Origin of the sequence: Shinella kummerowiae (assembly GCF_009827055.1) — a bacterium.
GTDB lineage: Bacteria > Pseudomonadota > Alphaproteobacteria > Rhizobiales > Rhizobiaceae > Shinella > Shinella kummerowiae.
Genome location: NZ_WUMK01000014.1, coordinates 18,572 through 38,424, shown reverse-complemented (window position 1 = coordinate 38,424; position 19,853 = coordinate 18,572). Strand labels below are relative to the sequence as shown.

At 62.6% G+C, this 19,853-nt stretch carries 16 protein-coding genes; 11 read left to right on the top strand and 5 right to left on the bottom strand.

Annotated features, from left to right (window positions below; translation table 11 throughout):
* The first annotated feature begins 478 nt into the window (after nt 1-478).
* From repA to GR138_RS27575, 3 genes are all read left to right on the top strand, one after another.
* Nucleotides 479-1,723, top strand: a complete 1,245-nt coding sequence (gene repA / locus GR138_RS27585; RefSeq protein WP_246200780.1) for a plasmid partitioning protein RepA — start codon at nt 479-481, stop codon at nt 1,721-1,723.
* Nucleotides 1,724-1,972: 249 nt separating this feature from the next.
* Nucleotides 1,973-3,316 (top strand): plasmid replication protein RepC, encoded by a 1,344-nt coding sequence (repC, locus tag GR138_RS27580; protein WP_160862472.1) that lies wholly within the window; start codon nt 1,973-1,975, stop codon nt 3,314-3,316.
* 298 nt (nt 3,317-3,614) lie between these two features.
* Nucleotides 3,615-4,193: a helix-turn-helix domain-containing protein gene (locus GR138_RS27575; protein WP_160862471.1), complete on the top strand. Its 579-nt coding sequence runs from the start codon at nt 3,615-3,617 to the stop codon at nt 4,191-4,193.
* A gap of 324 nt (nt 4,194-4,517) precedes the next feature.
* Here the strand turns inward: GR138_RS27575 and GR138_RS27570 are convergent, their stop codons facing one another.
* From GR138_RS27570 to GR138_RS27550, 5 genes are all read right to left on the bottom strand, one after another.
* Nucleotides 4,518-5,615, bottom strand: coding sequence for a calcium-binding protein (locus GR138_RS27570; protein WP_160862470.1), 1,098 nt, complete (start codon nt 5,613-5,615; stop codon nt 4,518-4,520).
* A gap of 250 nt (nt 5,616-5,865) precedes the next feature.
* A complete protein-coding gene (locus GR138_RS27565; RefSeq protein WP_246200770.1) occupies nt 5,866-6,678 on the bottom strand; it encodes a carbohydrate ABC transporter permease in 813 nt (270 codons plus the stop codon).
* A complete protein-coding gene (locus GR138_RS27560) occupies nt 6,678-7,550 on the bottom strand; it encodes a carbohydrate ABC transporter permease (RefSeq protein WP_202402886.1) in 873 nt (290 codons plus the stop codon). The genes GR138_RS27565 and GR138_RS27560 overlap by 1 nt, the downstream gene beginning before the upstream one ends.
* Before the next feature lie 67 nt (nt 7,551-7,617).
* Nucleotides 7,618-8,928 carry an ABC transporter substrate-binding protein gene (locus tag GR138_RS27555; RefSeq protein WP_420853726.1) on the bottom strand — a complete coding sequence of 437 codons (1,311 nt, stop codon included), beginning with the start codon at nt 8,926-8,928 and terminating at the stop codon, nt 7,618-7,620.
* A gap of 178 nt (nt 8,929-9,106) precedes the next feature.
* Nucleotides 9,107-10,243 carry an ROK family transcriptional regulator gene (locus GR138_RS27550; protein WP_160862469.1) on the bottom strand — a complete coding sequence of 379 codons (1,137 nt, stop codon included), beginning with the start codon at nt 10,241-10,243 and terminating at the stop codon, nt 9,107-9,109.
* Between the two features lie 118 nt (nt 10,244-10,361).
* Between GR138_RS27550 and GR138_RS30915 the strand changes: the two genes are divergently transcribed.
* From GR138_RS30915 to GR138_RS27515, 8 genes are all read left to right on the top strand, one after another.
* On the top strand, nt 10,362-11,528 hold the full coding sequence (locus GR138_RS30915; RefSeq protein ID WP_160862468.1) for a GDSL-type esterase/lipase family protein: 1,167 nt from the start codon (nt 10,362-10,364) through the stop codon (nt 11,526-11,528).
* Between the two features lie 626 nt (nt 11,529-12,154).
* Complete coding sequence (locus GR138_RS27540) at nt 12,155-14,227, top strand: transglycosylase SLT domain-containing protein (protein WP_160862467.1); 2,073 nt, start codon at nt 12,155-12,157, stop codon at nt 14,225-14,227.
* Between the two features lie 86 nt (nt 14,228-14,313).
* On the top strand, nt 14,314-14,625 hold the full coding sequence (locus GR138_RS27535; protein ID WP_160862466.1) for a TrbC/VirB2 family protein: 312 nt from the start codon (nt 14,314-14,316) through the stop codon (nt 14,623-14,625).
* Nucleotides 14,626-14,769: 144 nt separating this feature from the next.
* Nucleotides 14,770-15,057: a VirB3 family type IV secretion system protein gene (locus GR138_RS27530; protein WP_261005541.1), complete on the top strand. Its 288-nt coding sequence runs from the start codon at nt 14,770-14,772 to the stop codon at nt 15,055-15,057.
* Nucleotides 15,050-17,410 carry a VirB4 family type IV secretion/conjugal transfer ATPase gene (locus GR138_RS27525; protein ID WP_338091186.1) on the top strand — a complete coding sequence of 787 codons (2,361 nt, stop codon included), beginning with the start codon at nt 15,050-15,052 and terminating at the stop codon, nt 17,408-17,410. Before GR138_RS27530 ends, GR138_RS27525 begins: the two co-directional genes overlap by 8 nt.
* Entirely contained in the window at nt 17,407-17,538 is a 132-nt protein-coding gene (locus GR138_RS30865) for a hypothetical protein (protein WP_261005543.1), read from the top strand. Before GR138_RS27525 ends, GR138_RS30865 begins: the two co-directional genes overlap by 4 nt.
* Nucleotides 17,535-18,371 (top strand): type IV secretion system protein, encoded by an 837-nt coding sequence (locus GR138_RS27520; RefSeq protein WP_160862465.1) that lies wholly within the window; start codon nt 17,535-17,537, stop codon nt 18,369-18,371. Before GR138_RS30865 ends, GR138_RS27520 begins: the two co-directional genes overlap by 4 nt.
* Entirely contained in the window at nt 18,368-19,789 is a 1,422-nt protein-coding gene (locus GR138_RS27515; RefSeq protein ID WP_160862464.1) for a TrbL/VirB6 family protein, read from the top strand. Before GR138_RS27520 ends, GR138_RS27515 begins: the two co-directional genes overlap by 4 nt.
* Nucleotides 19,790-19,853: the final 64 nt, after the last annotated feature.

Sequence of the window (19,853 nt, the reverse complement as noted above, 5' to 3'; positions counted from 1 at the left end):
CAACATTTCGAATGAATAATTGCGTCATGAATCGCAATTATCCGTGAGTATTGCCTACTAAATGCCGATGGTAACGTTACAATACAATAGTATCCAAGAGTGAATACAACGCACTTGCTGTTGAAGTTCACCGGAAGTAAGAATTATATTCGACAGTATATTGCTTTTAATTTTCTCGCAGGCGCATTCTGTAGTGCATGCTGTTTTAGACGACAAGTGGCGTTTGCAGCGTGCAGAAGATTGAGGTTTCGGCCGGCGTGAGCCGGTAAAAAAAGTGCAGAAATATTCCTGATTGGCATAGATGCAGGACATGCCTTGGAACAATCGGATTGTTCCAATCGCGGCGTGCCGACCCCATGCGGGTTGGGCAGATATGGTTCAAGGGCAGCCGGACCCATGTCCTGGCGGCCGGAAGACAAGGGAGATTGCAATGACGGTGTTTGAATCGAGTGGTGCCATGCCACAGGCAGGCTACCTGATGAACGGCAGACCCGACGTCTGGTTCGACGAGACGGTTCCGGTCGATGTCCAGACGGCGGCCGATGCCGCCCTCCTCTCCGGCCAATTGTCCGGTATCTGGCAAAGGCTCTTTTCCCCGGCCGGCAGACGGCGCCTTCGCACCTTCTCGTCCGGCGAGGCGGCACGCCTGATCGGCGTGTCCGATGGTTACCTGCGGCAACTGTCTCTTTCCGGCGACGGCCCGCAACCCTCCAATATCAGCCAGACCGGCCGGCGGGGCTATACGCTGGACGACATCAACGCGCTGCGCGTCCATCTCGCGGCGCAAGGCGGCGCGAAGGCCAGGTACTATCTGCCGCATCGCAATGCGCGTGCCGGCGAACACTTGCAGGTCCTGGCCGTGACGAACTTCAAGTCCGGCTCCGGCAAGACCACGACGGCAACGCATCTTGCGCAATATCTCGCCCTGCATGGCTATCGCGTGCTGGCGATCGATCTCGATCCGCAGGCCTCCATGTCCGCATTGCTCGGGCACCAGGCCGATGCCGATCCCAACGCGAATGCATCGATCTACAGCGCCATCCGCTACGACGAAGAGCAGGTGCCGTTCGGCTCGGTCATTCACAAGACCCATTTTCCCGGCATTGACCTCAGCCCGAGCAGCCTGGAATTGCAGGAGTTCGAGCATGCCACGCCGCGCAACCTCGCCATGCGCCATGCCGACATGGAAAGCGCGGCCGGCGAACGCTCCTTCGGCCGCATTCAGACGGCGATCGCCATGGTTGGCGACGATTATGACGTGGTGGTCCTCGACTGCCCGCCGCAGCTCGGCTTTCTCACGCTGAGCGCGCTCTATGCGGCGACGGGCGTGATCGTTCCGGTCAATCCGCAAATGCTGGATGTCGCCTCGATGAGCCAGTTCCTCTACATGATCTCGGATCTCATGTCGGTGGCGCGCAAGGCGGGCGGTGGACCGAACTTTTCGTTCCTGCGCTACCTCATCACGCAATACGAGCCGACCGACGGGGTGCAGACGCAGATTGCCGCGTTCCTGCGCGCCCAGTTCGGTGAGCGCGTGCTGACGGCGCCGACGGTGAAGTCGGCGGCGATCTCCGAGGCAGCCCTGGTGCGGCAGACGCTCTATGAACTGGGGCGCGACAATTTCCAGCGCAACGCCTACGACCGCGCCATGGAATCCTTGACGACTGTCGGGGCGGAAATCGAAGGCCTGATCAAGGCCGCCTGGGGCCGGACGGATCGTTAGGCGGCTGCCCCGCAGGCGCGAGAACATACCAGCGCGGTGGCGTCCGGCGGACCGGATTGAACGCGCTGGGTCCCAAGGAGGAGGCACGTTAACCGCAGGCACAAAAAAGCTCCCAGAAACGAATTTCCGGAAGCTCTCTTGATATGTCGCAATTGAAAGAGAATCACTTCCCCGAAAATTTGTCAAGCGACCGGGTCTCCGGGCGACGGCTTGTTGTGCCTTCGTTTCAACAACGGAGGTAGGAAATCCATGACCCAATCCGGTTGGCGCAAGCCGACGCCGGGCCTTTGCAAAGCCAATGGGCTTGCGAAGGACGGCGAGCAGCTTGCTGTACCCAAGAACCAGGCGATGCTGGCGCTCCGCCGCGTTGCCCACGTCATCGGCCTCAAGCCGGGCGATCTCATGCTGCTGGAGACGCTCGCCGTCTTCACGAAACCATGCGACTGGGAGACCGGCGCGCGGCCCATCGTCTGGCCCTCCAACGACTATCTCATCGAGAGCACGGGCTATTCCCTTTCCGCCGTCAAGCGGCACCTGCGCAGGCTCTCCGAAGCGGGCCTCATCGCCTACCGCGACAGTTCCAACGGCAAGCGCTGGGGCCACCGGGACAAGGACGGCAGGATCATCGAGGCCTATGGCTTCGACCTGTCGCCCCTGGCCGCAAGGACCGGAGAATTCGAGGCGCAGCACGCCGCGCTGCAGGCCGAACGGAACCAGGTCAAGGATCTGCGGCGCGGGATCACCATTCTGCGGCGGACCGTGGCGGCGCTCCTCGACAGCGACCCGGCGGGCCGGGCAGATACGTTCTGGCGCGGCATCGGGCCGCGCTATGAAGAGTTGCTGGCGGCGCTCCGGCAGGGCGCGCGGGACACGGCGGCCCTTTCCCGGCTCCACCAGTCGTTCGAGCTACTTAGGGACGAGGCGGAATCGGCGTTGCGCAAGATGGCAGAGACGCCGGCCGAGGCCGCGTCAGAGGCCGTCGAAGCAAACCGGAATCCGGCAAATATGAACCCCACGGGCGCCGTTTCTGCCCCTCACATACGAATTACAAACGACATTCAATCCGTAAACCGTAACGGCATGGACCATGCGACAGAAACGCCGGTGGCGAGTGAGCCGCCGACGGGAGGCATGCGAGCGAGTGCCGCTGGAGCAACCAGCGGCGCGAGCAGGCTGGAGCGGCAGCCGGTGCGCACGCCGGGCGAACTCTCCATCCGCTCGATCCTCTATGCCTGCCCGGTCTTTGCCGACATGGCGCATGGCATTGCCGGCCATATCAACAGCTGGCGCGACCTCGTCGCCGTTGCCGACCGGATCCGGCCGATCATCGGCATTTCCGAAGACGCCTGGGCCGTGGCACAGCGCGCCATGAGCCGCGAGGAGGCGGCCGCGGCGCTTGCCCTGATCACCGATAAATATTCCGACGGCGTGGTGTCGTCGCCGGGCGGCTATCTGCGCGGGTTGGCGCTGAAGGCGAAGAACGGCGAGCTTCATCTGGCCCGCAGCGTCTTTGGCCGGTTCCAGGAACGTCAAGGGGCTAGCAGCGGGCGAGACAAGCTCGCGTCACACGGGCGGGCAGCGCAGCCGGCGTGACACGGTCGCCGCCGCAAACATTCCTTTCCTGCTGGCCCGCAAGACAGGATCGACACTGGGAAGGATGAAAAAGCAGATACAGTCCAGATGAAGGCGAGTGTCGAGGACTATAGAAATTTGTTTCTCGGGCTGGTTGTAGTATTTTCAATTTTTACTGTACGGAATTGAGTGTTTTTAACAAGTCTTGTCCGATTTTCATTGAAATGAACGGCTTGTGTGTGGCATTATTGTTTCGTGATTATAATAATGCGGCATGCTATCCAAAGCTGAAATTCTACCGGCTGCGGGAGGTTGAAGAATGGATGCGGAGAAGACGGTCTTCTCGACATATGACGGTGCGCGCGCAAAAGCGACGGGCGGAAGCGATAAAGCCGTGAACGACAAGAGTATTGCCTGGCACGGGATCTCCCAGCGGACCAAGCTGAATATCAAGCAGGAATGGGAACGGCAGAAACGGTTTCACGGCCGGACGCAGGAAGACCTTGCGGCCTACCTGAACATTTCGCAGGGCGCCGTCAGCAAGCTTCTGAACGATCAGGCCGGACATCCGTGGAGCATCGACAAGATCGAGCTGTTCGCCCGTTTCTGCGACGTGCCGCTCGCCGAACTCATCGGTGATGCCGAGCTGGCCGGTGACGTCGCCGGAGGAAGCGGGGCCGGCGTCCCGCCGACCGTGCGGCAGGTCAACGAGGCCAGGGCTGCCCTCCGGCGTTTCGTCGACGATCACGGCGCCGCCCTCGACGAGGGCAGCCTTCACCGGCTGGCCGGCCTGCTTGCCCTGCGCATGGCGAGCACCGATCGATCCGATCCGTCCTACAACCGCGAAATCATGAAGCTGCTGATCGCCGAGGCCGGCTCCTGGGGATCGCTGCTGTAGTTTGGGATCGACGCAGGCCCCAGGCGATGGTCGGCGTCGCCGCATTTCCCGCTGCCGGACAAGACCCTAGCGGATACGACCGTCGCGCGCCCGAACCACTTCGTTGAAAACGCGGGCGGTTGTGATGACCTGCTGTATCTTGTGCGCTTGAGTGCACTTTCGGAGGCGACGTCGTACATAGGCTGGGGCTGCATCAAGGTCCCTGCCCCGTTCTCGCAGGAGTATCCTATTCGTCAGGGATGTTGCGACTGGACGCCCGCCGGAAGTGAAGCTCCGACGGGCGTCCAGCGTATTTCGCAGGCGCATTGCGAAAACGGCGGCGTGTTAAAATGTGGCGCCAAGGCTCCGCAGCTGGTCGCCAATGCCGCCGCCCTGCGTGACCACCGGATTCCATGCCGGCGCGGTGATGCTGGCGACGGACAGGTCCTCGGCCTGGATGCCCTTCAGCAGATAGCCGCTGCCGCCATTGTTCTTGATGGTGATGCGCAGATCGGAGCCGACCTCCTCGATCAGCACGTCTGCGCCAGGCAGGCTGCCGAAGTCGATGCGGTTTTCCTTCGGGTCGAAGTCGTCGATGGTCGAAAACTGGCCCCAGCTATAGGCAAGCTGGATGGTCTTGCCGTCGCCGGATGTCACCGGGGGATCGTCGACGATGGCGATGACTTCCGGGATCTCCGGCGGATTCTCCTCGACCGTTACGCTGTCGGGTTCCTCGACATTGGGCAGCAGCAGCGAGCCGAGCCCCTCATCGCCGACGACCCGCCCTTCATGGCGGGCGATCAGCTGCTCGATGCTGGGCGATTCATATCCGCCGAACTGCTCGATATATTTGAGGATGGACGTGCCGTTCTCGTCGGTGCTGACCGCATTGTCGAGCAGCAGTGCCGCGGTGCCCCAGGCGCCGCGCAGATGGCTTGCCGCCAGGATGCCGGTCAGGCTCAACGTGACGGTCACCTGCTGGCCGTTCTGCGTGTAGGTGCGCGATTGGCCGATGAAGTCGTCGAGCGACTTGCCGTAGACGCCGAGCTGGTTCTGCAGGATCTGGAGATTGTAGCCGAACGCCTCCTGAATGGCGACGGTCTGCGCTTGCTTGGTCATGAAGTCGTCGAGGGAGTTGACGCCGTTCTTGCCGGTCCAGGTGCCGTCCCAGGTGTTGGTCGCGGCGCCGGCACCATAATAGGTGTCGTCCTTGTAGTAGCCGAGATCGATGAGCAGCGCCTCGCCGAACTGAAATCCGACGAAGCCGAGTGAATTCATCGACCGGTAGGACATGGCCTCCCATTCCGCGTCGGTCAGCTGCGACCAGCTTGTGTAGCCCGGGTAATGCGTTTGAACGGGCCCTTTGGCCCATTCGGTGAGCTGGGAGTCCTGGATGATGCCGGCCTTGTAGCGGTCCCGGTCCCAGCCGGATTCAAAAGCCAACAATGCCGCAAGGAAACATAGAAAAGTTCCACACATATCGAATCTCGCTAAAAACGTGATGAAAGAAATTTTTAATAAGCATGCTGAAATCGGTATCAAAATATCTGCGCTTGGCAGCGCGGATAGCCCTGCCAAGCAACATTCATGGTACCACAAACACCGGTCAAGCCAAGTATTCCGAGATTTTGTCGCGACGCAGGCTGGTATTGTGCCGGACGGCAACGTTCCGTGCCTTTGTAAAACCCCTGCCCTACCCCTTCACGCTGCCGGCGGCCATGCCGCGTACGACGGTGCCCTGGACCAGCATGCCGAGGATGATCATCGGCAGCATGATGAGGGTGGCGGCGGCGGTGAGGGCGCCCCATTCGATGCCCTGGAAGGTCAGGAAGGAGGTGATGGTGACGGGCAAGGTCTGCGTGTCGCGGCCGCTGAGCACGAGCGCGATGAAGAACTCGTTCCAGGTGAACAGCACGCACAGGATCAAGGTTGCGACCAGCCCGCCGCGCACCACGGGCAGCACGATGTGCCAGAAGACGCGCAGTTCACCGGCGCCATCCATCAGCCCGGCTTCCCGCATCTCCCGCGGGACCTCCTCGAAGAAGGTGACGAGCAGCGAGATGGCGAAGGGGATGTTGATGAAGGCATAGACGGCGATGAGAAGGCCATGGGAATTGAGCAGCCCCAGGCGCATCGAGAGATAGTAGGTCGGGATAACGAACAGGATGGCAGGTGCGATGCGCAGCGACAGCACGAAGCCTTCGATCGACCGGCGGCGGGCCGGTCCCTGCTGGACAATGCCGTAGGCCGCGAAGGCCGCGACCACGATCGCCAGAACGCTTGCCGTCACCGATATGACCAGGCTGTTGGCAAAGCCCTTCAGGAAAGCCGGGTTGGTCAATATCTTGCCGTAGTTTTCCAGCGTCGGCGAAAACAGCCAGACCGGCGGCATGGCGAAGGCGTCGCGCATCGTCTTCATCGAGGTCGTCACCACCCAGTAGAGCGGGAAGAGCGTCACGAACAGGATCAGCGCGAGAGTGAAATAGAACAGGATTTTCCGCAGCATCAGCGCACTCCCTTCGGCATCGCGAAGCGATTGAGCAGCAGCAGCGCGATATTCGTCACGATCGTCAGAAACAGCGCGATCGTCATGGCGTAGGATATGTCGAAATTGGTGAAGGCGACGGTGTAGCCGTAGAGGTTCTGCGTCTCGGTGGACAGCGCCGGCCCGCCCTTCGTCATGATGTAGAAGAGGTCGAACGCCTTGACGCTGTCGATGGCGCGGATGAGTGCTGCAACCGCGAGCGTGCGCCGGAGCATGGGCAGGATGACGTGCCAGATGACGCGAATCTCGCTTGCGCCATCCATGCGCGCCGCCTCGACCAGATCCTTCGGGATGGTCTCGAGCGTCGCCATCGCCAGCAGCACGACGAAGGGTGTCCACTGCCAGATATCGGCGACGAGGACGGCGTAGAGCGCCACATTGGGATTGCCGAGCCAGTCGACCGGCGCGATTCCGACGGTCGAAAGCCAGTAGTTGATCATGCCGGACTGGGCATTGAAGAGAAAACGCCAGGTCAGGCCGGCAATGACCGGCGTCATGATCATCGGCACGAGGATCACGGCCCGCACGAGCTTCTTTCCGCGGAACTCCTTGTCGAGAAACAGCGCGATCGCGATGCCGAGGACGACTTCAGCCGAGGTCGCGAGAGCGACGAACAGGGCCGTGCGCCAGAGGGCCTGAAGCCCGCGCCAGTCGGTTGCGAGGCGGACGAAATTCTGCAGTCCGACGAACTGCGTGCCCTTCGTGCCCATCAGGTAGATGTTGTGCAGGCAAAGCCAGAGCGCATAGCCGAGCAGCGCGAAGGCCGCGAGGGCGAGGAAGCCGATGACGGGCTGGTAGAACAGGCGTGTCGGATTTCGGGAAATAGGGTGCATTCCAATGTCTCTTCCTGTCAAAGTTCCCGTCGCGTCTGGGAGGGTGCGCGACGGGACACCGCGATCCCTATCGTGTCAGGGCCGCGTTGTTCAGCTCATTGGCTTCCTTGAGTGCATCGGCGGCCGATGCGGTTCCGGCGAGCACTTTGGAGACGGCGATGCCGGTGTTGTTCACCAGTTCGTTGGCCTGCGGCACGGTCGGAATATATTGCGGGTTGCCGTTCGCCAGCGAGGCCAGCATCGCTTCCTTGAAGGTGCCGTACCGTTTGTTGAACGCCTCGCTGTCCATGGCGGCAAGCGAGGTCACGCCGGAATTCGGGTCCGTGTCGAGGGAATGGATCTGCTGCTGCTTCGACGTCGCCCAGGAGACGAAGAGCCAGGCCGCTTCCTGCTGTTGCGATGCTTTCGCGACATTGAGGTTGAAGACGGCGAGCGACGACGAGCCGCCTTTCGCATTTGCCGTCTGGACCGGAACGGGCGCATAGCCGACCTTGCCGACGACGGTCGAGACGGACGGGTCCTCGTTGAAGGCGCCGTTGACGGTCGCGTCGAGCGTCATCGCGGCCTTGCCCTGCTGGAAGAGCAGGCGGTTTTCCTCCCAGCCCATATTCGCGACGCCGACCGGACCGTAGTCGCGAAGGACGCGGGCGAAGGTGTCGAGTGCCTTGGCGGCCTCCGGCGTGTCGAGTGCGGACTTGCCGTCGTCGGTGAGGAACGAGCCGCCCATGCCCCAGAGGTAGGAGGCCCAGATATAGACACCCTGAATGCCCTGCTGGCCGCGCATGGTGATGCCGACGATCTCGCCGTTCGACTTTTCCTTCACGGTCCTGGCCGCAGCCTCGATATCGTCGAATGTCTTGGGAACGGCGATGCCGTATTGCTCGAAGAGATCCTTGCGGTACATCAGGAACGAGCTTTCGCCGAACAGCGGCAGGCCGTAGAGCTTGTCATCGACGATGTTGGGCGTCAGGTAGCTGGGAACGAAGTCTGCCTTGTCGTAGAACGCGGCGTATTTGGTGGCGAAGTCGTCCAGCGGGACGATGTAGTCCGCGCCGACGAAGCCTTTGATATGGATCGAACTGGCCTCCACCACGTCGTAGCGGCCGGATCCTGCCGAAAATTCGAGCATCATCTTGGGAACGGAATCAGCCTCCGGAACCACCTCGAGATCGACCTCGATGCCGGTCGCTGCGGTGAAATCGGGCAAGGCCTTGCGCACGGCATCGGTGGTGGGGTGGCCCACCATGAGCACCGAAAGCCGCTGGCCGGCGAATGGCTTGTCCTGTGCCGCTGCACCGCCTGTCCATGCCGTCACGGCGACGAGCGCCGCGGCCATGACTGCGGAAATGCCTGTTGATACAGAGCGTGTCTGTGACATTGTTTTCCTCCTCCGTTTGATCGAGTCCTGGCGGCAATGCGCCACAATCTGACTTGAGGCTCCTCCGACCCTCGCAGGAGCAATGTCCTCCAGAAGCGCCACCTCTGTCAATAACTAAATCACTCTGAATTAATAGCTGTGGTCTAAAACGCGGTTCGGCCCGATAAACGGGCCGTGCTTAACCGCCTGCCGCGTGCGAAAACTGGTCGTCCGGGTAATAGCGATCCAGCAATGGCAGGCAGGCGGCGCCCATTGCGATCGACTTGCGCGCCATCGATCCCTCCCGCGCGGCGATGTGGGCGGCGTCGGGGACATCCAGCTGGGCGATTGCCGAACGCAGCTTGGCCATGACGAGCCGCAGCTTGTGCGCCGGCAGTGGCCCGTCGACGATCACCGTCTGGCAAGGCATCAGCGCGGCGCAGTTCGCGATGGCATAGGCAATGCCCTCGGCGAGCAGGCCGATCGCGTTCGCCGTGCCGTCATCGCCGATGGCGAGGTTGCGCAGTGGCGTCGGCCGGGCCTTTCCGCTTGGAACGAGAAGCTTTCCAAGGTTGGGGCCTGCATCGCCGCGGGAAAACCGGATGCGCCTGTCCTGCACCAGCCCGCCGCCGACCGCATCGTCGAGAAAGACGTAGAGGAAATCCGGAACCGTCGGGCCGAGGCCATAGATGAGCTCGGCGCTGCAGGCGGCCAGGGCGTCGCTTGATACGGTGACCGGCAAATCCAGCGCGCTGCCAAGCTTTTGAAGCGCTTGCTCGATTTCGTTCCATGCGGCCGCAGACCGGTCGCCGGACAGGATGCCGCTTGCAAGGGAGACGCCGATGGCCTGGAAGCGGGCGCGCTGGTCCGGATCGCATTCCTCCCGAATCCGGCTTGCCCGGGCGTGCACGTGTTTCACCAGGTGATCAAGATCGAGGCGCTCTGCCGGCGCGCTGGTTTCCGAGATGACCTCCCCGACGAAATTGACATGCGCCGTGCGGATCTCGCGCGCGTCGACATGCACGCCGAGAAACGAGGCGCCGGTGGGATTGAGGCTCAGCGGAACATAGGGCTGTCCCACCTTACCGCGCACAGGCGAGCCGGCGAGGAGCAGGCCGGCATCGATCAGGCTGCGGGAAATCACCGAGGCGGTCTGCGCGGCAAGTCCCGACAGCTCCGCGAGTTGCGCCTTGGAGAGAGAGCCATGCGTGCGGATCAGCGACAGGACGAGGCGTTCGTTGACGGCGCGCAGGGCAACGTGGTTGGTGCCCGGGCGCGTGCTGTCCGCCGACTGGGCGCCGCGAAGCACCGTGGTTCCTGGGATATGTCCGGTCACTGTCTGCCAGCCTTCTGTCGAAACGACCAATATTTAATTCAGTCTGTTTTATTTATTGACGACGCGGAACGTCAAGCTTACCCATACGCATATTCAAATTATTTCGGGAGGATAGTTGGTGGAGACGCGCTGGATCGCATCGTGGAGTGCTGCGCCGATGAATGTCTGGGGCCCTGACGCCCCGCTATCGGGCTTTTTCGGGCAGACGGTTCGCGAAGTGGCGCGCCTGAGCATAGGAGGGTCCGGCGTCGTCATCCGCCTCACCAACGATTATGGCAGGAGCCCGATCCACCTTGACGCCGTCAGCCTCGCCTATGCGGCGGAGCATGGCGGTATCGAGCCGCTGACGAGCCGGCCGCTGACCTTCGGCGGCAGCCGTTCCACGGTCATCCATCCCGGTTCGTCCGTCATCTGCGACCCCGTGGAGATGGAGCTGCGCGCCTTCAGCCGGCTTGCGCTCAGCTTTCATGGCGAAGGCCTCGTCCCGGTCGAGACGCATCATTTCGAAGCGCAGCAGACGACCTACATCTCCGTGCCCGGCGACTTCACATCGGCCGGCGAGATGATCGTGCAGCAGACGACGACCAGCCATTATCTCCTGTCGGCCATCTATGTGCGCGCCAGCGCCGATGCCCGGGCGGTCGTGTGCTTCGGCGATTCCATCACCGACGGTTACGGCTCGTCGATCGACGCTGACCGGCGCTGGCCCGACGTCTTCGCCGAGCGCCTTTCCGCAAGGGAGGGACAGGCAGACATCGCCGTCGTCAACCAGGGCATCGGCGGCAACCGCCTGCTGCACGACTGCCGCGGCAGCCGCGCGGTGGCGCGCTTCGACCGCGACGTCCTGTCCTATGGCGGCGTGAGCCATCTCGTCATCCTGATCGGCATCAACGACATCGTCTGGCCCAACACGATCCTGGCGGGCGGACACGAGGCGGTTGGCGCGGCCGAGATGATCGCGGGCTACCAGCAGCTCATCGCCCGCGCCCGGCTTTCCGGGCTCAAGACCATGCTCTGCACCCTGCTGCCCTTCGAGGGGACGAACCCGGAATTCCCGAAGGGCGGCTATTACACGAGCGCCAAGGAGCGCATCCGCCAGGCGGTCAACCACTCTATCCGCAACGAGTGCGACGCGGATGCCATCATGGATTTCGACGCCCTGATGCACGACCCCGCTCGGCCGACGCGTCTGCGCCCGGCTTACGACAGCGGCGACCACATCCATCCCAACGACGCCGGCTACCGCGCCATGGCCGAAGCGATCGATCTGTCGTTCTTCGAGTAGGGGCGAGGGGGGCGGCACCATCAAGTCGCCCTCCTTCACCGCCACCGCAGAATCGCTGAAGATGAACGGTGCCCCCTCACCCGGATCGAATATGTCCCGCCTGCCGTAGCGAGCAAGCGCGTCTTCGGCTGCGCGATCACACCCCCCGCACCGCGTCTTCCCTCTCAGATTGAACCGTTCCGCATCGCGATGTCGCGCGCCTGAAATGGCTGGCGTGAGCGAGACGCTCGCCTTTCCATGGTTGTCCTCAACGACGGCGACCGCACAGCCTATTTAAGGCGGAATACTATAGAATTTTCTCCAATAAGAATTCGAATATACGGAAAAATGCAAAGTATAGAGTGAATTTCGTATTTCGGTATTACATGTTCTTTATATTGCGTGATAGATTTTGCCATTTTTTCGCCACAATTGGCGATCTATATTAAGGATATATTTTACGAAGAAATATTATATTCCTTTTGAAAGATCTTTATATGTCTTCCATTTCAGAAGTACGTAGAAAGAATAGTCGTAAATTGATTCCGGCAGTCTATGCTTCGGCGGCGACTGCATTCCTGGCTGGGCACGTACCTGGTGTCCAGGCGGGTGTATTTGAGCAAACCTGTAGTGGAAAAGTTGTTGCGATGGGGAGTGGCGTGCCGTCCGGCGCGTCGCTCCCCGGTGATGGCCAGCAGGCCGTCCCGACCTCGATCATCCTATCCAGTCTGTCGCCTTTGGCAGACGCAGCAGACGTTCCGGCCGGTGCGAGTTTGGCAGCGGATGCCTCCCCTCCCTCCTCCATCTGCGACGACCCGCCGGCCGGGACGACCACCATCACGACGGGCGGCCTGGAGGTCGTCCGGCTTCTCAACGGCAAGCTGAAGCTTCCCGCGCCGAAGCGGCTGTCGAACAAATTTTCCGAGCGGCAGATTGCGATGCGCGAAAAAGCGGCCGATGTCGGCCTGCGCTTTGCCAGTAGCCCGGGGGTGCGAAAGGCCAGGCTCGATAAGCCGGTCTTCATCAAGCTGTTCACCACGCTGGTGCACCGTGAAAGCGGCTTCGAGCCGCGCGCGGTCTCTCCGGTGGGCGCGCGCGGCCTCGGCCAGCTCATGCCGTCGACCGCGCGGGCGCTCGGGGTGAAGGATTCGTTTGCGCCCGACGAAAACCTTGTCGGCGCGGCAACCTACCTGACGGACATGCTCGACAAGTTCGGCTCCCCCGAACTGGCGCTTGCCGCCTATAATGCCGGCCCGGGCGCCGTGGAGAAGTATCGCGGCATCCCGCCCTATCGCGAGACCCGCCAGTATGTCGCGGATATCTTCCATGAGATCCTGCGCGAACCGCATCCGCTTTACGTCACTGCGCGGGTGGCGCAGCCCGACGAACAGCCGAACGTCGACGTCCTGCTGACGGCGCTGGCGGTGGACGAAACCGCGCCCGTCGAAAAGGACGCCTTCGCGACGGTGCTGAAAGAGACGCCCCGGCGGGCGCAAGCAAACACGATGATCCAGCTCGCCGCCTATGCCGGCACGCCGGAAACCGCGACGGTGCAGAAGGCATCCTTCAAGCTGGCGCAGGCGTCGGCAATCCTGCCCAGGCAGGAGCCGGAGAAGAAACCGGAAAAGGACGCGGACGGCACGCCGGCGTCGGCTACGGACGACAAGCCGCTGAAGGCAACCCCGGCGCCACCGGACCTCTCCACCCTGCCGGAACCGCGTGTCTTCGTCGGCGAACTGTCGAAAGCCCAGCAGGCGCTGCGCGACACCGCCGTCGATATCGCCCTTGCCCATGCAAAGGCGTCCGGCGTCGAGAATGCGGGATTGAGCGAGGAAGCCTTTGCCGCATTGTTTGTCGCGCTGATCCGCCGGGAGAGCAGCTTCAACGAGCGGGCCGTGTCGCTGGAAGGCGCCAAGGGGCTGGGGCAACTGAAGCCGGAGACGCTGCGTGATCTCGGCGTCAAGGATCCGTTTTCCGCCCGCGAGAACCTCGAGGCATCGGCGACGCATTTCGTCGGTCTGCTGGATGAATTCCGGTCTCCGGCGCTTGCGCTGGCAGCCTACAATGCCGGCGCTGTCGCCGTGCAGGAAAAGGGCGCCCTTCCGGACGATCTCAAGACACGGCAGTTCATCGCCGATGTCCTGCACGACATCCGGCAGGATCCGCTGCCCGATTTCGTCGTCGCACGCCTCGACAAACAGCCGCTTGAGAAACAGCCCCCCGAGAAACAGCCCGATGTGCTGGTCGCGACCGCAGCGCATGCGATGCAGCAGACTGTGGCGAGCGAGCTGGCGCGGCGCAGCCTCGGCAAAACCGAGCCCGAGCCCAGGCAGGCGTCCGGCGTGGTGTCGAAACAGCCGGCAAAATTGCCTGTGGTGACGCCGCTGGTGAAGCGCCCTGCCCTCGCGGCAACGATGAGCCCGATTGCCTTTTCCGATTGGGTTACCGGCAAGCTGACATTTGGAAAGCTCGTTGCCGCGGTGACCTTTGCCTTTCTGGTCACGGGCTTCTGCAGCCTGATCGCCGATCTGTCGGGCGGCCGGCGGGCTTCGCCGGACCGCAAGCAGGCTTCGCCTTCAGATGAAGGCCGCCGCCCGGATGCCGTCGAAGGCAGCGCGCCGCTGACACTTGTCACGCCCGATGGCGGGCAGGACGCTGCGGAGCAGCACGAGAATGGCCCGCAGCTTCCAGTGCTGGAGGAAAGCAAGGTGGCGGCGTAACGGCGGCACCCAGCAATATTGGATTTCAGAATGCAGTTTATACTTTGAGATTTATTTATTTTCGGCAAAAAGTGAGGGTTTTACAAATGTCTATGTTGAAGAATAAGCTCAATCACACGAAAATACTGCGTGTCGCCGGTGCGGCAGCGGTCATGACGCTGGTTTTTGCCAGCCCGAGTGCCGCCCAGGACTTTGCCGGCGTCACCACCTTCCTGGAGGCCATCGTCGAGGCGATCACCGGTCCGATCGGCATTGCCATATCGGCGCTGGCGGTCATGGCCGTCGGCTTCTCCTTCATGACGGGCCGGATGGATTGGACCTTCGCCGTGTCGATCGTCATCGGCATCGCCATCGTCTTCGGCGCCGCCACCTTCGTGCAGAACATCACTGCCACCTGACGAAGGGCGGCCCCCGGCCCGCAGTTCCGTCCCCTGGCTGCGGGCCGGCCTTCTCCGACCATGGAGCGGACAAGGCTCCGATAGTTCGAAATCGCTCAGCTTTGGCCCCGGCAGAACCGGCTGGCAGCGGCTGACCCAATGGGAGTGACGACCATTCAAACCACGACCCTTTTCATAGGCCTGACGCGCGAGGTCGCCTTTGCCGGTCTGCCGATCATGTACCTGGTCCTGCTGATCTGCGTCGTTATGCTCGGCTTCATCTTCACCGGATCGTTCATCTATTTCGTCGTGGTGAGCGGCGTGGGCTACACCGCGCTGCGCGCGCTTGCTGCCTATGACCCGAAAATCATCGACGTCTTCATCGCCACCGTGAAGAGCACCCGGATGAGCCCGGAGATCTTCAAGAGCGAAGGGGTGGTGTACCGTGCTTGAAGCGCCCCTCACGAAAGCGACGCGCAGCGTGCGGGATCACCGCGCCGACAGGAGCGAGCTCCTCGTCAGCGGCCTGCCCTATCTCAGCGTCGTCGATGACGGCACGCTCATGCTGCGCGACGGCGACCTGATGGCGTCCTTCGCCGTCGAAGGCATCAATGCCGATACGATCGACAACCGCCGGACCATGGAGCTGTGCAACGCCTTTTCGCGCTTCATCGCCCAGCAGCGTGGCGACGTCGCCTATTATGTCCACCGGATCTCCGTCGAGACCAGGCCGGTCGTCAAGCCGGTCGAGGGCCATCCCTTCAATGTGGAGATCGATCGCCGCTGGCAGGACTATCTGCAGACGATCGGCCTGCGTGACCGCATCACCATGGTGACGATGGTCATCCGCCCGCCCAAGCGCATCGCCAAGCTTCTCAGCCTGTTCGGCGGCAAGGATGATTACAGCCGCCAGGAGGTTGCCGTCCGCGCCGTCCGCCTCGACCAGATGATCAACACCTGCATGGTCGGCGTCGGCGACGCAAAGCCGCGCCGTCTCACGGTGTCCGATGGCGAGTGGCTCGGCCTGTTGCGCACGCTGATCGACGGTTCCAGCGGGCGGCTGATCCCCGGCGGCAAGTTCCTGCCGCTGGCCGATCTCATGGCCAGCTCGCCGATCACCTTTCGCGGCCGGGTTTTCGAATGCGACACGCCCGACCCGACGCGCAAGCGCTACGGCACCATCGTCTCCGTCAAGGACTACCCGACCGAGACCTATCCCGGCATTTTCGACCGGCTCAACCTGCCCTACGACACCGTCGTCAGCCAGAGCTTCACGCCGATCGACAACATCACGGCGCAGGGCAAGATCGCCCGCGTGCGCAAGCAGATGAAGGCGGCCGAGGACGCCGCCATCTCGCTCATGGCCCAGCTCGAGGAGGCGGAGGACGACGTAGCCTCCGGGCGCATCGTCTTTGGCGACCACCATTGCAGCATCGCGCTGTTCTGCGAGAGCCTCGCCGAACTCGAGGAGGCCATGGCCTATGTGACGCGCGCCATGCAGGATGCCGGCGCCGGCATCGTGCGCGAGAACTTTTCCGCACGCGCCGTCTATTTCGCCCAGCATCCCGGCAATTTCACCTACCGCACGCGTCCGGCGATGATCTCGTCGCAGAATTTTGCCGGCCTGTGCGCCATGCACGGCCTGTCGAAGGGCAATCCGCCGGAAAAATGCCCGTGGGGTGATTGTGTCACGATCTTCCCGACGGCCCGCGGTGAAACCTTCCGCTTCAATTTCCATCTCGCCGGCAAGCCCGGCCAGCGCACCGTCGGCCATTCCCTCGTGCTCGGCCAGACGGGTTCGGGCAAGACGCTCGGCACGGCCTTCCTTTTGAGCCAGGCGCAGCGCCTTGGCGCCCGCATGATCGTCTTCGACAAGGACAACGGCTTCGAGATGGCGATCCGCGCCATGGGCGGGCGCTATTCTTCCGTGCGCATGGGGGAAGAGACCGGCTTCAACCCGATGCGCGCGGAGGCCGACAACCGGGGTGCCGCATGGCTTGCCGACTGGCTGACGGCGCTTGCCGACAACGAGGGCGGCCATCTGAACCCGATCCAGCTCCAGGCGCTCAACGATGCGGTCCAGGCCAATACCTCGGCCGACCCGCGTCTGCAGAATTTTGAACAATTCCGCAGCCAGCTTCGCGCGACCGACGATGACGGTGATCTCTACAACCGGCTCGGGCGCTGGGACGATACCGGCCAGTTCGGTTGGCTGTTTGGCGGCAAGGGCTCCGATCCGCTCGCCTTCGACAGCGGTATCACGGCCTTCGACCTTACCGAGATCTTCGACAACGACACCGTGCGCACGGCGTGGCTCAGCTACGTCTTCCGTCGCATCGAGCGCCTCGTCGAGGACGAAAGTCCGACACTCCTCGTGCTCGACGAGGCGTGGAAGCTGCTCGACGACCCCTATTTCCAGCTTCGCCTCAAGGACTGGATGCTGACCATGCGCAAGAAGAACGTCGCGGTCGTCCTCCTCACCCAGCGCGTCTCGCACCTCACCAACAGTGCCGCCGGCGACGCGATCCTGGAAAGCGCCGTCACCCGGCTCGTCTATCCGAGCTCCTACAACACGGAAGCGGAACTCGAGCCGCTCAACCTGACCCCCACGGAAAGCGCCTTCCTGCAGACCAGCAATGTCGACAATCACCTGGTGCTGCTCAAATCGGGCACCGACAGCGTCGTGCTCGACTTCGCGCTCAACGCGATCGGCCGCGGCGTCGACATCCTTGGCGGCGGGCGCGGCGACAAGGCGTCGCCCGGCTGGCGGGAGCGGCCCGATTTTCAGATGGAGATGTTGCGATGACACGGATCCTGATCGCGCTCGCGCTGATCGGCAGCCTGAGCGCCTGCCAGAGCATTCCGAAGGAGCGCACGAACAATTGTGCATGCAACTGGGAAATCCCCTCGCAACAGAACGGAGCGGTCACATGAAATCCCTCTTGAAACCAGTCCTGCTGTCGACGGCGCTCGTCCTGTCTCCGGTCGGGCCGTTGGCGACCATAGTGAACGCGCAGAGCGCGGTCGTGACGCCCATTCCGCTTCCGACGATCGGGACGGTCCCGACCGCCACGAGCAGCGAACAGGAATCGCATGACGAAGACACCATCCGCCAGCTCATGTACGTGGTCGAGCTTTCCCGCGTGATCGGCGGCGGCATTTCGCAACTGTTCGCCTCCTCCCAGTCGATGACCAGCCTCCTGGGCTTCATTCGCGACACCACGAATGCGCAGCTCGCCGCGATGACCGGCGCGAAGACCATTCCGCTCGCCAACGGGCCGGACGAGGTGACGGCCCGCGACGGCGGGCTCAGCCTCCGGGAGATGGCGAACGAAGGCCTCGCGGGAAGCGTGGCCGGCCCGACCGACGTGGCGACCGCCTTTTCGCAGTTCGTCACGACCTACAAACTCGGCCCGGCCTTCGACTATCAGAGCAAGGGCTCACTCAACCAGGTCGTCGTGGCCCATATGGCCGCGCATGGCGCGGTCGCGGCATCGACCGCGGAGAGTTCCTACAAGCGCTCCAATGAGAGCATGAGCCGGATCGACGGTTATATCACCGCGCTCAGCGCCAGCCCGGATCTCAAGACGAGCATGGACATCAACACGCGGGTGAACATCGAGCTCACGCAGCAGCTCAACGAACTGCTGCGCAGCCAAGCCGCGTTGACGACGCTGGCAGGGTTCTACTTCATGTCGGCGGCCGGCGTTCAGGCGGACGCCGACGAGATACTGAATTTTGACGATTTCAACAGGAATTTCCGATGATCTCGTATCTCACCGATCTGATGCAGACGACATTGATGGAGTATCTCGAGCTGGTCTTTACGGCCGTCTCGGCTCCCCTCGGAGTATTGCTCAAGTCCGTCGCCCTGATCGCGGTCCTGTTCGTTGCCCTGAACCACATCATGCAATTCAGGCCGGTGAACTACTCGGTATATCTCATGTGGGGCATGAGATACATGCTGATCTATACGTTCGCCCTGGTATGGGAGAACTTCAACGGGATCTATACGCTTATCACCGAAATTCCCGACCATTACGCGGCTCTCCTGGTGAAAGCCGTCGCCGGGAACTTCGCGGCCGTCACGCATCGCACGGACATTCTCGATCCGGGGCGCATAACGGACCAGTACACGGCGATGGACGAGTTTAGCCATGCCCTTTTCTGGATGGCGGGGGACTTCTTCAGGGACACGTCCATCACGAATCTCGGGCTGACGTTCAAGAATATCGGCCTCGGCATATTGATGGGCATCATCGGCGGCATCTGGACCGCGGTCGCGACGATCATCGTGATGATCGCACAGATCGGCTTCATGATGGCGCTCAGCCTAGCGCCGCTCGCCATCTGCATGCTCATGATGGAGCAGACGCGGCAGTATTTCGAAGCCTGGAGCCGTTTCGTGCTCAGCTTCCTCGTCATCCCGCTGCTGCTGGCGGCCCTGACCTCGATTGTCCTGTTCTTCGCGAGCAGCCTGCTTGTCGAAAGCAATGCCGGTAGCAACAACAAGGAAGCCTATCTGATGTTCGCCTGCGTCATGGTGGCCGCGTTCGTGCTGCTGTGGAAACTACCGGAGATGGGCCAAACCATATCCGGTTCGGCGATCGGAGCGGCAGGCGTTGGCCTGGGACGTGCGGCGGCTTCGTTCGCGGCGAAAGGCGGCCCCGGAATGGCCTTCCGCGGCGCACAGCGCATCCGCGACGGCGCGCAGGTGGCGAACGCCGCCCGCAAGGCTGGCGCGTCGCCCGGCCGCGTCATGTGGTCCACGCTCAATGGCATGCGCCAGAGTGCGATTGCCCGCCAGAACCGACGCGACGACCGTCTTTCCGGGCGAACCCGGGGGCTGGGCGGTAGCGGCGGTGGCGGCGGTGGTGGTTCCGGGGATGGCGGCTCGTCATCCTCCCCCCAAAGCCCCCTACCCTCCCCCGGCAGTAGGGTTGGCCTGGCAGGCCGGGTTCTCCGCGACGGATTCAGGGCCGCGATGGCGGTGCGCGAAGCCGGTGGTTCCAGGGGCAAGATGCTGCGCGCCGCACTCGGCGGCATGGGAAAGAGCGCCAGCGTCCGGCGGGCACGGCGCACCGAGATTCTCGAGGCGCGAAAGGCCCGGGCGGCGGAAAGCGGCGGCAGGGCGCCGAGGCGCAAGAACAGCCGCGGTACCAGCCCGGAAGACTATGAGAACTAGGACATTCGCCCGGTTCCGGCGGGTCTCCATCGAAGGTTTCGGCTGAAGAACGACACCGTCCACC